The organism is Mucilaginibacter sp. A5337 (genome assembly GCF_059690695.1).
This window is the reverse complement of the sequence record NZ_JCAWEC010000007.1, coordinates 285749-300058: the sequence shown is the minus strand read 5'-3', so window position 1 is coordinate 300058 and position 14310 is coordinate 285749. Positions and strand designations below refer to the sequence as shown.

The following is a 14310-nucleotide window of genomic DNA, read 5'->3' as shown; positions in this document are numbered from 1 at the left end:
AACTTGTGGGTTACGCAAATTTATTTTCATTTTTTTTCATCACTACTTATCACATGTTATTAATCCGGCAGAAATTATCCTTTGAAACTTCGGTTTATTATGATTCAGGGTATGATCTTTTTCTCCCTGAGTTCATTAAACAAGTTATAGAACATCTGTTCAGTATCAATGAATTCATGAAAGCCCATGCGCCTTGCCTTGGTGCCGTCGGCAAAAAAATCATAATCCCATGAAAATACAAAGTCGCCAAATGCCCATGATGATAGCTGGTGGTAACTATGTGGCGAGAGGTTGTATTTTTCCCGGATCGCATTCCATTGTGGTTCTTTATCTGCCATAATAGTTTGCAAGGGCATTTGGAGCGGCGGCGCAACTTCCATTTTAAAGTAGGCCGCAATTTTAGGCCAAAGCTCGTTCCATCTAAATAAGTCGCCATTGTTAATATTAAATGCCTGGTTAGCGGTCTGTGGGGTAGTGGCGGCCCAAACGGTAGCTTTAGCCAATAAACCGGCATCCGTCATTTCCATCAATTTATCATAAGCGCCCGGTTTACCCGGAAAGCGGAGCGGCAGGCCCAGCTCTTTTGAAATGGTAGCATAAACCGCTATCGTCAGGGCCAGGTTCATTGGATTACCTACGGCCGTACCACCGACTACAGACGGACGAATGGCTGACCATGACCATTTTTTACCTTGCTGCAGTTTCTCCAGGAAAATTTGCTGATCTACATTAAATTCGGGTGGCATGTGCCCTGCGTCACTTTCCTTCGCAGGTGTTTTGAATGGGCCAAGGTGTGCGCCATATACTTTGTATCCTTGCATAAGGCTGATGTGCTGTAGATTATGGGCAATGGGCTCAATTGCTAAAACAACATTCATCAGCATAGCAAGGTTGGGTTGTACCAGTTCGGCCCATGTGGGTTTGTCTTGATAGGCGGCGTAAAATATGTGTGTAACGTCAGTTAATACACTGAGTTTTTGCTTATAGTCGTTTTCATCCAGCAAATCCACTGCTATGTAGCGGATATCCTCATTGTTTGATCCGCCGCGGCGGGATAATGCTATAATGTTCCAATTATTAAGCCCTTCAAGATAATTTATCAGATTAGTACCTATCACGCCGTTAGCGCCGACAACAAGAGCTGTGTTTTTTATAGCTTTCATTTTTTTGTGTTTGATAAAAAATATTTATTGATCAAAATTGGGTAAAAAGCTATAAATCGAAATTGTAATTATCTGTGATAATATGGTATATTTCCGCTATGGAACGTTACCGGCAATTTGAACCTGTGCTGATTTCTGATTTTGAGACAGAAAAATGGCCTCATCCCGAACATAATCATAACCATTATGAATTAATCTATATCAAAAAAGGGGCAGGCTCGCACATCATAAACAGGTTAACTGTTAGTTACCAAGCCGGGGACGTGTTTTTACTGGGGCCGGAAGAATCTCATTATTTTGAGATAGATGAGCCCACGCGGTTTATCTACCTGAAATTTACCGATCTGTATATTCATCAGGCGGGCGACAAGACCAACCATGGTGTCCAAAACCTTGAATACCTCATCAAAAGCAGAGAAACCCATTTATCGGGCTTTGCATTGAATAACGCTGACAGGCACACTATTGAAATGATCTTTAATGTAATAGTTTCCTTAAAGCATGATATGTTTTTAAATGAGCAGCTTATTTGGATGCAGATCATTGCGCTATCGGCTGTTTTGCAAAGAAATATGCCTGAGTTAAAGAAACCTGGTAACGGCAGTAAAGATATGCAGGCCATATTTTGTTATATCCATAAACATATTTACGACCCCAGCCTGCTTAAGCTACCGGTAATGGCCGCCAATTTTAATATTGCCGGCGAATATATGGGGCCTTATTTTAAAAGGAATACCGGTGTTACCTTGCGTGATTACATCCGTGACTATCGCAATGAATTAATTAAACAGCGGATAGCCAGCGGCAGGTATAATCTTAAACAAATAGCTGCCGAGTTTGGGTTAACAGATGAAAGTCACGTAAGTAAAATTGTTCATAAGACTTTGTAAATCTGTTTAATATCAATAAGAATCTTAATTTTATTTGGACTAATTCTAAATAAATTGTTTCTTTGCGCCAAATCCTGTTAGCAATGAACATCAACGTACCCCCCTGACGGTTCTTATAAAAACAAAAATCCCGATGCTCCGTCGCCAAACTTTACATCGGGTTAATGTTAACCGATCCTTTTAATCCATTAATCATTTCACTCAAATTTATGAAATCTGTTTTACTCTGCAGTAAACGGTCAAACTTTACTTCACTATTATTTCAACATTTTTACTTTCTATTAATCCTATTTTCTTTTTCAACCGTTTCAGCTAAGGCTGATGATGGTGCAGCCGGCAGCATAAAAGGTAAGGTTACCACAGCCGATGGCCAGCCTGCAATTGGTATTACCGTAGCATTAAAAAATACCACTTATGGCGCCCTTACTGATGCCGACGGACGTTATGCCATCGGTAAGATCAAACCGGGCAGTTACATTATCCGGGTTTCCGCGGTGGGCCTTGCACCCGAAGAGCAGTCTGTAACCGTGGCCTCCGGCAGTACTCAAACCCTTGATTTTATGCTGAAAGAAAATGCCGGTATATTAAAAGAGGTAGCTATTACAGGCGCTAAAAGCCGCTATAAGGCCGATGTGCCTTCCAACTCAATCAGGCTGAACGAACCTTTGCTGGAAGCGCCTCAAAACATCCAGGTAATTACATCACAAACCCTTTCCGATCAGCAGGTGATCTCCATGAGCGACGGTGTTACCCGCAACGTGAGCGGTGCAACCCGACTGGAGCACTGGGGCGATCTGTATACCCGTGTAAATATGCGTGGCAGCCGTGCTGCGGCATTTCGCAATGGCATGAACGTTACATCAAACTGGGGCCCGCTTAGTGAAGACATGAGCTTTGTTGACCGGATTGAATTTGTAAAAGGCCCGGCCGGCTTTATGATGAGTAACGGCGAGCCAAGCGGTATTTATAACGTGGTCACCAAAAAGCCTACCGGTAGAGATTTTAACGGTGAAGCCACCATGACCATGGGTAGCTATGACCTGTACCGCGCCACTTTAGATCTGGATGGCAAAGCCACTAAATCGGGTAGCCTTTCGTATCGATTAAACCTGATGGATCAAACCAAAAACTCGTTCCGTAATTACGAGTTTAATGATCGCTTCAGCATAGCACCGGTGCTTACCTGGAAAGTTGATGATAAAACTTCGTTAACATTTGAGTACACTTATCAGCATGCCAAATTATCAAACCTTGGGTCATACTATGTTTTTGCAACTCAGGGCTACGCCATAAAACCCCGCGATTTTACCATAACCGAACCCGGCATAGCACCTACCTATATAAAAGATAACAGCGCCTTTATTTATCTCAACCACCAGATAGATGAGCACTGGAAACTAACCGGGCAGTTGGCCTATTTCAACTACCAGCAACAAGGCAGCTCGGCCTGGGTAAATAGCGTAAAAGCTAATGGCGATCTGATCAGGAGCGTATCTATCTGGGATGCATCAAACGTGATGAAATTTGGCCAGGTATTTTTAAATGGCGATGTGCAGACAGGTGCTGTACGTCACCGCATATTGGGCGGTCTTGACCTGGGCAACAAACAATACATTGCCGATTGGGGACAAGGTGGCGCTATTGACAGCGACACTAAACCTTTTAACATCAATAACCCGGTTTATAACCAGCCTGCTTTGGGTTTACCGGTATTTGACAGATCGAAACCTTTGGCACAACGAGGGGCAGGTAACCTATCGAGCCAGTCATACACCGGTGTATACGGACAGGATGAGCTCGGCTTTTTTGATAATGTACTACGTGTAACCCTTGCCGGCCGTTATACCTATGTAAAAGAGATCAATTATCTTGCTGGTCGTAATCAGAAAAAATTTACCCCACGTTTTGGCGTAAGTGTAAATATCGATAGGCAAACATCCGTTTACGGTTTATATGATCAGTCGTTTGTGCCGCAAAGCGCCTTGATCCGCGATGGCAGTTTGCCAAAACCTATTACCGGCAATAACCTGGAGGCCGGTGTTAAACGCGACTGGTTTGACGGCAGCTGGAGCACCACTTTATCTGCTTATCGTATCCTTAAAAACAACACCCTTACTGCCGACCCTGATAACAAAGGCTCCGAAGGTTTTGTGATAGATGTTGGCCAAACCAAAACCCAGGGTATTGAATTTGATACCCGCGGACAGATCTTCAGCGGTCTTTCATTAGTAGCCAATTATGCTTATACCGATTCAAAGATCTCTAAAACCGGTGGTGCAGCCAACCTGCCTGCTACGGCTGTTGTTGGTGCAAAAGTGCCCGGCTACGCCAAGCATAACATAAATGCTTCATTAACTTATACCATACAAAATGGCGCGCTGAAAAATAGCGGTATCTACGCCGGTGCAACCTACCAGGGCGACCGTACCACCTGGACATGGAACGCCAGCAGCGGTCAGTTGCAATTGCCGGATTATTACAAGTTTGATGGCGGCTTGTTTTGGGGTAAAGACCACATAAAGATAAGCGCTAACGTGTATAACCTGCTTGATAAGTACCTGTACAGCGGCGCGGCATATGCAACCTATTATTACTGGCAGGCAGAGGCCGGACGTAACTACCGTCTTGGTATCAGCTATCGTTTCTAAAAAAATTATTCACCTGCAGGCCGGGATTCCGGCCTGCCTTTTTAGTTCAATATGCTTAAAACTGCTACCCCGGCACGAGCCGTTAAATCAAAAAAGAAAGGCGATTCATTATTTAAAAGAATCTCTGCGTGGCTGCATTTGTGGCTTGGGCTTTTTTCGGGAATTATTGTGGTGATTGTAAGTATTACAGGCGCCATTTATGTTTTTGAAAAAGAGATCCGCAGTGTAACTGAACCCTGGACACACGTACAGCCGCAAAATAAAAAAATGCTGCCGCCTTCAGTGCTGACAGGCATCGCCGTTAAAATGGTGCCGGGAATGAAACCTACTGCATTAAACTATGGTTTACCCGATCAGTCGGCCGCGGCGGTTTCCTATAGCCGTAAAACGGGTTTGCTGATAACCGTTTTTATAGATCCTTATAGCGGGCGCGTATTGAAAAAAACGACTACAGATTTTGTGGGTAACAAGGGCGACTTTGATTTTTTTAGATTTATACTACATGGGCACCGTGCCTTATGGTTGCCATATCCCATAGGTCGACCGATAATTGGCGTAGCCATATTGATATTTGTGGTGCTTTTAATATCCGGACTGGTATTGTGGTGGCCCAAAAAGTGGACTAAGGCCACGCGCGATAAAAGCTTTAAAGTAAAATGGAACGCCAGCTTTAAACGGGTAAATTATGACCTGCATAACGTGTTTGGTTTTTACAGCATGCTGTTGCTGCTTATCATAGCCTTAACAGGCCTGGTGTGGAGTTTTCAATGGGTGAGTAAATCAATATACTGGGCTACATCGGGCGGAAAATCATTGACCGAAGAAACCGCCATGGTATCAGATACGACCTCGAAGCTGTCATTCAATATGGCTTCTGTTGATAAACTATGGAACCAGATTGCCGCGCAAGATAAGCCGGAAGGTTTTTATATCAATTTACCCGGCCAAAAAGCCGATCTGGTGGAAGTGATAACTTACCTGCGTTCGGGTACTTATTACAAGACCAATATTTACAATTTTGATCAGTATACGCTTAAGCCTGTCAAATCGGCAGGGCCTTACTCCGGGCGTTATGCAGATGCCGGTGCTGCCGATAAATTGAGGCGTATGAATTACGATATCCATGTTGGGGCTATACTGGGTATCCCCGGTAAAGTTGTAGCGTTTTTCCTGGCCATGGTATCTGCCAGCTTGCCTATCACCGGGTTTTATATCTGGTGGGGAAAGCGGAATAAGAAACCTGCTGTAAAACAACAACGGGTTAGAAAGGTTGAGAAGGAGTTGGTTACTCAATAGGAATCGTCATTGCGAGGTACGAAGCAATCGCGAACTATACAGAGCGGACCTGCAAATTGGGGATTGCTTCGTACCTCGCAATGACGATTTTTTTATATGAGCGTTTTTTTAATCAATAATCAACCGTTAGGATGCGCATTCTGATACAAAATCACCCCGATTATTATCAAAACAATTAAAAGCAATACAGCAAGGATGATCTTAATAGCGCTTATCGGTCGCTGGCCAATAACTTCGCCCGTGCTGGCGTTAACCGTAAACTGATAGACCTTGTTATTGTAATTATAGGCACTTACCCAAACAGGCAGCATCAGGTATTTTATAGCTTTGTCAAGATATTGAGTGTCTGTACTATCTATTCTTTGTTCGTCTCCGCCAATGTCATCCCGAATTGCCGAGTGTATTGGCCCTGAAGTTTGCTCTGTAGCTTTAACAAAACCCTGTTCCGGATCTAACTGATAGGTTTCGGAACGGAAGCCGCTCATATAGCGTTCATCAAACTTAACCAGCATATTAAAATTCCAGGGCCCAAGTTTATCGAGCGTTTTCTCGGGCAATGATTTGCTTGCCGGCACCATCAGGTCGCGAAAATCACATTCCACTCTTCCTGAAGCATATGACCAGTCCGTATGGCGTACCTGTCTGGTTCTGGTTTGAGATTTACCGTCAACGGTTTCAGTATATGTTTCGGTGGTGTAGTAGTAATCGCCACGCTCGCCGCTGTAATCTGTTATCGTATAGGTATCATAAGTCCAGTGCGGGACATAAACGCCTTTAAGTGCCGATGATGCGTCGCTTACTTTTTTAGCCAGATCATTGGGAGCCCACCACAGGCTTTTAAGCCATTTTTTGAAAAATTCGATCCCTTGTTGTTGGGTAACGGCAAAGGGTAAAATATAATGCGGCGGTACATATTGCTGCCCGCTTTCCAGGTCCAACACCAGTGGGGCAGTACAAAACGGGCATTTATCTGAAGTTACAAACTGATCCAGAATGGTTTGCGAACCGCAGTTTTTGCAGTTTACTACTTTAAGATCGGCGCTTTGTTTATTGTTATCGATACCGGCAATAAACTCCTCATAGTCATAAGATAAAATGTCGCGACTATCGGGAGCACTTTCAATGGCATTGCTCACACCGCAATAATCGCATAGCAAGTTATGTGTGCCTGGATTAAAGTGCAGTAATGCGCCACAGCCCGAACAGTTTAAGGAATTGTTTATGGCTGATGGATTAACCTCGTTGTTCATTTCAGAAAGATAGGATTAGGAATGATCGCAGGTTAGGCAATTGGCGGAGGTACGTTGTTAAATAGTTCTGCAATCTCTTCAACAGATGATGCGGCAGCCCAGGCAGCCATACCTTTTTTCCAAACCATGCTCTCTCTGCTTAATGCTCCGCTGGCAATCATAGCATTGATGTCGCTGAAAGAGTGCGGCCCGTCAGATTTGCCTTCTTTTACAATATGATATTGAACAACAGGGGGAGGAGGTGGGGGAACATCACCACCAGTGTTATTAGGAGTTACCTGGTTTTGCTGAAAAATATTACCAACCTGGCCCATCATGGCCGCGCCAACACCGAGGCCCATACCGGCAGCACCCAGGTTGCCACCTATAGTATTTTCGGCAGATTTTTCAATGGCATTGGCAGCCTGAAATTGCGCATAAGCGCCAAGGTTGCCTAATATGCCCATCTCGCTCCGTTTATCAAGCATCTGCTCAACTTCTGGCGGCAGCGAAATATTTTCAACCAGTAATTTGGTCAGGGTAAGACCAAGGTCAGCAAAATCGGGCTGGATAGATTCAGTTATGAATTTACCCATTTCGTTATAGTTGGCTGCCAGGTCAAGTACGTTTATTTTTGATTCGGCCACGGCATCCATTCCGCGCGATACAACGGTGTTGCGCAATTGCTCATTGATATCTTCAATAACGAAATCCGGATTGGTAGCAGAGATTTCGGCGATGAATTTCTTTGGGTCCTGAACCTTAAAGTTAAAAGAACCGAACGCCCTTAAACGTACGGGGCCAAACTCAGCGTCGCGGATCATTACCGGGTTTTTGGTACCCCATTTTTGATTGGTAAACTGACGAAGGCTCACGAAGAACACATCAACCTTAAACGGGCTTTGAAAGCCATATTTCCAGCTCATTAAGGTAGTTAACAGGGGCATGTTCTGGGTTTGAAGCTCGTAGGTGCCGGGAGCATACACATCGGCAATGCGGCCTTCATTCATGAAAACGGCCGCCTGCGACTCGCGCACAACCAGTCGGGCGCCCATTTTAATGGCGTTGTCATGGCGCGGAAATTTCCATACAAGGGTGTTTTGAGTGGTATCAACCCACTCTATGATGTCGATAAGTTCGTTACGAAGGATATTGAACAGGCCCATATTTTTCGATATCAGGTTTAAATAATGTTTAAATATGTGAAAAAATCAGATACACAAATGTGCCGGCGGCTAATTATTTTACGCTTTTAAATCCGTAAAAAACAAAAAACCGGACATTAGTCAATTGACTAACGCCCGGCTCAAATGTTACAAATTCAACTAAATTAAGGAACGATCTTATCAAGCGGCGGGATATTGGTTTCAGAACCTGAATATCCTTTGCTTTGGTTAATATGTCCATTTACGTTCAGGTCGATCTCGCTTTGCGGGATAGGCCATAAAACGTGGTACGGCGAAATAGTGAAATGGTTACCAGAGTTGGTTACAACGTTAGGGTTTTTATAAAAGTCGTTCTTCTCCATGATCCTGTCATAAAAGAAGTTGCTTGTTGAGAAATTGGCCACATTGTAGCTTTTTCCGTTATAAGCAGGGATACCTGTTTGCGCAAAGATATAAGCTATACGGGTAAGCTCGGTTTTACGTGGCTCTTCCCAGTACAGTTCCCTTTGGCGCTCGTCGAGTATAGTGCCTATGTTTACGCTACCCGGATCGGTTAACAATTGTGCGTTGGCGCGTGCCCTTACCTTATTGATATCATCCATAGCAAGTGCATTTTGGCCTTTCCATACATATGCCTCGGCGCGCAGCAGGTAGGTTTCAGCTAAACGGAAAACGTACCAGTCGGTATTAGTACCACGTGGCGGGCTCCACCATTTATCGAGCGCAATAGGGCCCGAGCCGATGAACACTTTATAATGCGGCCAACCAAACCATGCACGGATAGTATCTTTTGCACCATTCAGGAAGCGTTTGCTTACATTGGCATCGGTGTACTGCTCCAGGTGTTTGCCGTACCAGGTAGGGTCGGATGTTTTGATAGCGGGGCTATTATAAACCAGATCGGTCATGTTCATCCAGTTTCCGGGCGCGTGCCTTAAGTCGGTATTATCTGTCCAGATGTATTTGGTAGCGTAAGGCGTACCGCGTAAACGGCCAATACCACGACCATACCACAAGGTAAGCGGGAATTCTTCGGTTACTTTATCTGAGATACCCGGTTTAAGCGCACCGGGAGTAAGGATGGTACCATTATGCCACATCGGCACACAGTTCCTCATCACCTGTGATCCATTTGGTGTTGCACCGTCAAGTGTTTCGCGGTCAAGCACTACGTATAAAGCTTCGGCATTCGTTCCCAATGCTTTGTTTTCCGGCCGATGAAGGTCCCAGATGATGTTTTTTGAAGCGTCGCTCGCTACTATACCGAAACGACTGGTCATGAGATGATACGGGCCATTGATTGCAACGTTACATGCCGCGATAGCATCATCAAATAAACCAAGGGCCAGATCAACCTTAGCTAAAAGATGGGCCGCACCGCCTTTTGAAATATCACCTTTAGCATTTGCATCGGTAAGGTTAGCTACAGCAAATTCCAGGTCGGTTTTCATTTGCTTCAGGATCACTATACGTTGCGTGCTGAAGTAGCCTGTGTTTACCGCAGTTTCTTCTTTCAGCAACAATGGTACATCGCCAAATTCATGCACTAAACGATAGTAACGGTACGCCCTGTGGAAAAGCGCGGTAGCTTTAACCAAATTTTTGTCAGCGTCCGAAGGCCATTTGATGTTATCTAACCTCGATAAAATTACGTTACAATCATGAATGCCCTGGTACCATGCGCTCCAGTAGCGGCCAATTTTATTATAGTCATCGCTGTTTAGGTTGGCAGTAGGGGTGATGCGTGCGTTCAAATCCTGTGCCGGTGTGGTTTTATCGGTGGTACCCTCAACGGCTGCATCAGTAAATATCGATTCGGTAAGTAATGGGGCCGAATCGCCGAAATATTCAAACCTTACACTTACGTTCAGCGTAGCCAAAGCAGCCTTAAATGCAGCAGGCGAGGTATAAGTTACGTCGGGTGTAAATTTTGAAGGTGCCTGCGGATACAGATCGGCCCGCTTGGTACAGCCTCCGGTTATAAATATGGTTGCTGCTGTTAAAGCCGCAGCCATGATGTTTTTGTTTATCTTGTTCATGTATTAAAATCCCTTCTTTAAAAAACTACGTTAAACCCGGCTGATAAATATCTTGGCGTAGGACCTCCATTTTGCGGATCCCAAAGCGGCCAGCTTGAAAACACAGCGGCATTGCTTGCGTTCACAAATATTTTGGCGCTTGAGATACCCAGCCGTTTGATCAGTTGCGGACTGAAAGTGTAACCGATAGAAGCTGTTTGCAACCTTACAAACGAAGCTTTGCGCCAAACGTTAATGGTAGTGCCTGATGAGCCTGAATTTAAGCGGGCATAATCATCAATCTGGTTGTCAGGTGTCCAGTAAGGTAATACGTATGAGTTCATACGTGCAAAACCTACGCTGCCTGGATTGTTTAAAGCCTGGTTATACTGTTTCAGTTGACCAATGCTCGATACCAGCAGGAACGATACATCAAAGTGTTTAAGGAAATTGAAATCGTTACGTAACGACCAGCTAAAGCTTGGGTTTTGTGAACCCAGGAATTGCTTATCATCATTGGTGAATTTAAAGTCGCCGTTTACGTCCTGAAGTTTAAAATCGCCTGGTTTAGCACCGTATTTAGCAGCCTGATCAGCCTCGGTTGTTTTCCAAACGCCCTGGATTTTATAATCCCAAACTGCGTTGATGTCATGCCCAATGAACCAGCCGTTACCGATATCATCTTTTTCAACATTGGTGGTAACGCCATTGGCATCCGTAACCGGAAATGCGCCATACAGGTGAACAATTTTGTTGCGGTTAAGAAAGAAAGTACCGCTTGCATTCCAGTTAAAGTTTTCACTTTTCATGATCTTGCCATCCAAGGAAATTTCAAAACCTTTGTTGTTAACCTGGCCAATGTTAGTATACGGGTTTGAGTTGTTAGCGCCGCCAACCAAATCACCTGATGAATTGTAACCCTGAACGTCAAGGATACTGCGTTTTACCAGCAGGTCGGTAGTTTTACGGTCGTAAACATCTATCGAGCCGCTTAATCTGTTGTGCAGTATGGTGAAGTCCAAACCGATGTTTGGTCCTACCGTACGTTCCCATTTTAACTGGGCATTTTGTAAGGTGCTTACATAAATACCACTGTTATTGGTAACGGTACCCGAGTTGTTTGCAGTAGGATATTTAATACCACCTAATACAGCTAATGAGATAGATGGATCGGCGGTAGTAGTTGAGGTACGGTTACCGTTTGCGCCGTAGCTGAAACGTAATTTACCATAGTCAAGCCATTTAAAGGCATCGCCTTTCATAAAGCTTTCGTCGCTGAATACCCAGGCAATTGCTCCAGAAGGATAAACTTCACGCGGATGTTGTAAGCCAAATGCCGAGAAACCGTCACGACGCACAGTTGCTGTCAGGATATACCTGCCTAACAGGGTATAGTTGATTCTGCCCATGATCGCGTCAGCGTTATAAACGCGGTCGTCGCTGCTTTCAACAGGTAAAGTGCCTGCGCCAATATTGTGGTAGCCTAAAATATCTGTTGGGGTTAACTGCGTGTTTGACGCATTGGTATACCAGGTTTGGTATTTTTCTTTGTTAAGCAGGAAAGTTGCATCAAAACTATGGATGCCAAATGATTTGTTCCAGCTTAATATGTTATCAAGATTGTACCTGTAACGGTTTTCCTGTGTACGGATAGCAGTACCACCCGAAAGTTCGTTAGGGTTAGCTACCGGGCGGAAGAAGAAGTTTCTGTACGATTCGATGGTTGGTGCATAATTCACCGTGTATTTGATACCGAAAGGAAGATCTAAACGGGCAAAAAGCACAGAGAATAATGTGTTTTGAACAGCCACGTTTTGATTGTAACGGTTGCCGAGGAAAGGGTTACGCTGGTTCAAGCCGCTGTCGTCAGTATCAATCCGTCGTAATGAGCCATCGGCATTATACATATCACCATAAGGCGATGAGTTGATGATCTGCGTCCAGTCGGCTTCGGTAGCGTCAATAGCCTGTCCGCTCAACGGGGTGCTGGCGGCACCTTCATCACGGCTTGCAAATTGCGCGTTTACACCAAGCGTTAGAAATTTGGCGGCTTTACCTTCCAGGTTCACACGGAAACGGCCGTCGGTGTACTGGCCGCCCTGAATTAGGTTCTGGTTTTTAGTATAGTTGCCCGATACATAGTATTTAACCGTTTCTGAACTACCCGAGAAGCTGCCTGTATAATCCTGGCGGAAACCATTACGGAATACCAGTTTTGACCAGTCGGTCATTTTACCTGCCTGGTAATTGGCAATCTCATTAGGGAATAAACCTAAACGCTGCAGCCAGATAGTAGTTGGATCGCCTGTGGCCCCGTTAAGGAATTGGGCAAGCGTTACGCCATCGGGCAGCTTGTTAGGATTGCTGTAATAATAATAGGGGTTTGAAGTATTGGAACTACGGGCTCCGTCGGCACGCCAGTTAAGGAAGCCATCGCCTGTATAATATTTTTGATTTTGTAATAGTTGTGCTATACCAAAGTTTGCATTTAAGGTGATTTGAGTACCGCCTTTTTTACCTTTTTTGGTAGTGATAGCTACAACGCCACCGGCAGATTGCGCACCGTATACAGCAAGTGCACTTGGGTCGCGCAGTACGTCAACACGGTCGATATCGTTAGGGTTGATATCGGCTAACTGGCCAGGATAAATTACACCATCCAATACGATAACCGGCTGAACGTTGCCCGAAAGAGAGGCTTTACCCCTGATCTGTAAATCGCCTGTTCCGCCGCCTTTGGCCGAGGTGTTCAGGGCAACCGAAATACCCGGAATATTTCCCCTGATAATGTCGGTAGCGCTGGCCGGGTGTTCGTTCTCCAGTTTCTCGGCTTTAACACTGCTGATGGCTCCGGTAACGTCTTTAACGGCACGGGTACCGTAACCAATCACCACAACTTCTTCCAGTTGTTTGTTGGCATCGGCGAGGGTAATGTCAATTGTTGTACGGCCTTTAATTGGTTGCTCTTGTGTGGCCGAACCCACAAAGCTGAATACAAGTGTAGCGTTGCCGTTTGCGGTAATTGAATAGCTGCCTTTTAAATCGGTAACAGTTACGGCACCTGTCGATTTGTTTTTAACAGTGGCGCCAGGTATTGGCAGACCCTGGCTGTCTTTAACAATACCCTTCACGGTAATATCCTGTGCAAAGGACCGTGTTAGTATGGTAATAAGTAAAACAAAAATTAGCGTAATTTTTTTCTTCATAATTAATTGCTGTTTAGTTGGTTAAGCAGCTGTGGCTGCCGGAATGGGCTAAATGCAAACCTGGTTTACACAATAGCAGTGCAGGTAAATACTGCTGCGCGATCTTTACTTCATATAAGCGATTTGTTGGTTAAGCGTATTACTAACTGGTAATTGGTGGGGTAAATTTAACGTGGAATAAATCAATAATGCAATAGTTGTATTGTATGTAAGTTATTGATTTTAAGATATTTAAATGAAATTTGATACGTTTTGATAACGAATAACTCAAACGTTGAAGTTGCGTATTTACAGCAGGTTACATCCTGTTGTTTTTTTCGGGTGATACGCTTGGTGAACAAGAAAAAAAAGTGAAAATATTTTAAAAAATGACAATTGAGGGGATTGAAAGGTGGTTAAAACCTGCTTTATCAGGAGAGAAATGAAGTTTCTGTCTGATTAGGACATATCGCGAATTTAGGTTAACGCATAAAACTAATATTCAAATGGCTATTATCAATTGAGTAATCTGCATAAGTTGAACCCCTCTGCGGTTCGGACAAGGGGGGAGGGCATTATTTCTACAAACCTTTTCCCCCTCCGGGGGATTTTTATAATTTAATAGACAAACATTAATTGAGATGTACTTAAGTACTGGTGCACCAGAGGTGCAAAAGGTTTGTAGCTTATAGTTCTAACAGCATTCCTTTGCTTC

At 44.3% G+C, this 14310-nt stretch carries 8 protein-coding genes; 3 read left to right on the top strand and 5 right to left on the bottom strand.

Annotated features, from left to right (window positions below; genetic code table 11):
* Nucleotides 1-104: 104 nt before the first annotated feature.
* Nucleotides 105-1163, bottom strand: a complete 1059-nt coding sequence (locus AC59JO_RS23895) for an SDR family oxidoreductase (RefSeq protein WP_497308508.1) — start codon at nt 1161-1163, stop codon at nt 105-107.
* A 98-nt stretch (nt 1164-1261) separates the two neighbouring features.
* On the opposite strand from AC59JO_RS23895, the gene AC59JO_RS23890 reads away from it, so the two are divergent.
* The 3 genes from AC59JO_RS23890 (at nt 1262) to AC59JO_RS23880 (ending at nt 5997) form a co-directional block, all read left to right on the top strand.
* Nucleotides 1262-2053, top strand: coding sequence for an AraC family transcriptional regulator (locus AC59JO_RS23890; RefSeq protein ID WP_497308506.1), 792 nt, complete (start codon nt 1262-1264; stop codon nt 2051-2053).
* Between the two features lie 209 nt (nt 2054-2262).
* Complete coding sequence (locus AC59JO_RS23885) at nt 2263-4701, top strand: TonB-dependent siderophore receptor (protein WP_497308504.1); 2439 nt, start codon at nt 2263-2265, stop codon at nt 4699-4701.
* 51 nt (nt 4702-4752) lie between these two features.
* Nucleotides 4753-5997 carry a PepSY-associated TM helix domain-containing protein gene (locus AC59JO_RS23880; protein WP_497308502.1) on the top strand — a complete coding sequence of 415 codons (1245 nt, stop codon included), beginning with the start codon at nt 4753-4755 and terminating at the stop codon, nt 5995-5997.
* Between the two features lie 119 nt (nt 5998-6116).
* On the opposite strand, the gene AC59JO_RS23875 is transcribed toward AC59JO_RS23880, so the two are convergent.
* The 4 genes from AC59JO_RS23875 to AC59JO_RS23860 all read right to left on the bottom strand — a co-directional run bounded on the left by AC59JO_RS23875 (nt 6117) and on the right by AC59JO_RS23860 (nt 13616).
* The gene (locus tag AC59JO_RS23875) at nt 6117-7247 is read right to left on the bottom strand and encodes a zinc finger domain-containing protein (RefSeq protein WP_413666934.1); all 1131 of its coding nucleotides are present in this window, start codon (nt 7245-7247) and stop codon (nt 6117-6119) included.
* A 32-nt stretch (nt 7248-7279) separates the two neighbouring features.
* The gene (locus AC59JO_RS23870; protein WP_413666935.1) at nt 7280-8392 is read right to left on the bottom strand and encodes an SPFH domain-containing protein; all 1113 of its coding nucleotides are present in this window, start codon (nt 8390-8392) and stop codon (nt 7280-7282) included.
* Between the two features lie 164 nt (nt 8393-8556).
* Nucleotides 8557-10431 (bottom strand): RagB/SusD family nutrient uptake outer membrane protein, encoded by a 1875-nt coding sequence (locus AC59JO_RS23865; protein ID WP_413666936.1) that lies wholly within the window; start codon nt 10429-10431, stop codon nt 8557-8559.
* 17 nt (nt 10432-10448) lie between these two features.
* A complete protein-coding gene (locus tag AC59JO_RS23860) occupies nt 10449-13616 on the bottom strand; it encodes a SusC/RagA family TonB-linked outer membrane protein (protein WP_413666937.1) in 3168 nt (1055 codons plus the stop codon).
* Nucleotides 13617-14310 lie beyond the last annotated feature (694 nt).

Bases quoted from the DNA above. Each gene is read 5' to 3' on its own strand.
- AC59JO_RS23895 (WP_497308508.1), bottom strand. From the start codon at position 1,163: ATGAAAGCTATAAAAAACACAGCTCTTGTTGTCGGCGCTAACGGCGTG.
- AC59JO_RS23880 (WP_497308502.1), top strand. From the start codon at position 4,753: ATGCTTAAAACTGCTACCCCGGCACGAGCCGTTAAATCAAAAAAGAAA.
- AC59JO_RS23860 (WP_413666937.1), bottom strand. From the start codon at position 13,616: ATGAAGAAAAAAATTACGCTAATTTTTGTTTTACTTATTACCATACTA.
- AC59JO_RS23865 (WP_413666936.1), bottom strand. From the start codon at position 10,431: ATGAACAAGATAAACAAAAACATCATGGCTGCGGCTTTAACAGCAGCA.
- AC59JO_RS23875 (WP_413666934.1), bottom strand. From the start codon at position 7,247: ATGAACAACGAGGTTAATCCATCAGCCATAAACAATTCCTTAAACTGT.
- AC59JO_RS23885 (WP_497308504.1), top strand. From the start codon at position 2,263: ATGAAATCTGTTTTACTCTGCAGTAAACGGTCAAACTTTACTTCACTA.
- AC59JO_RS23870 (WP_413666935.1), bottom strand. From the start codon at position 8,392: ATGGGCCTGTTCAATATCCTTCGTAACGAACTTATCGACATCATAGAG.
- AC59JO_RS23890 (WP_497308506.1), top strand. From the start codon at position 1,262: ATGGAACGTTACCGGCAATTTGAACCTGTGCTGATTTCTGATTTTGAG.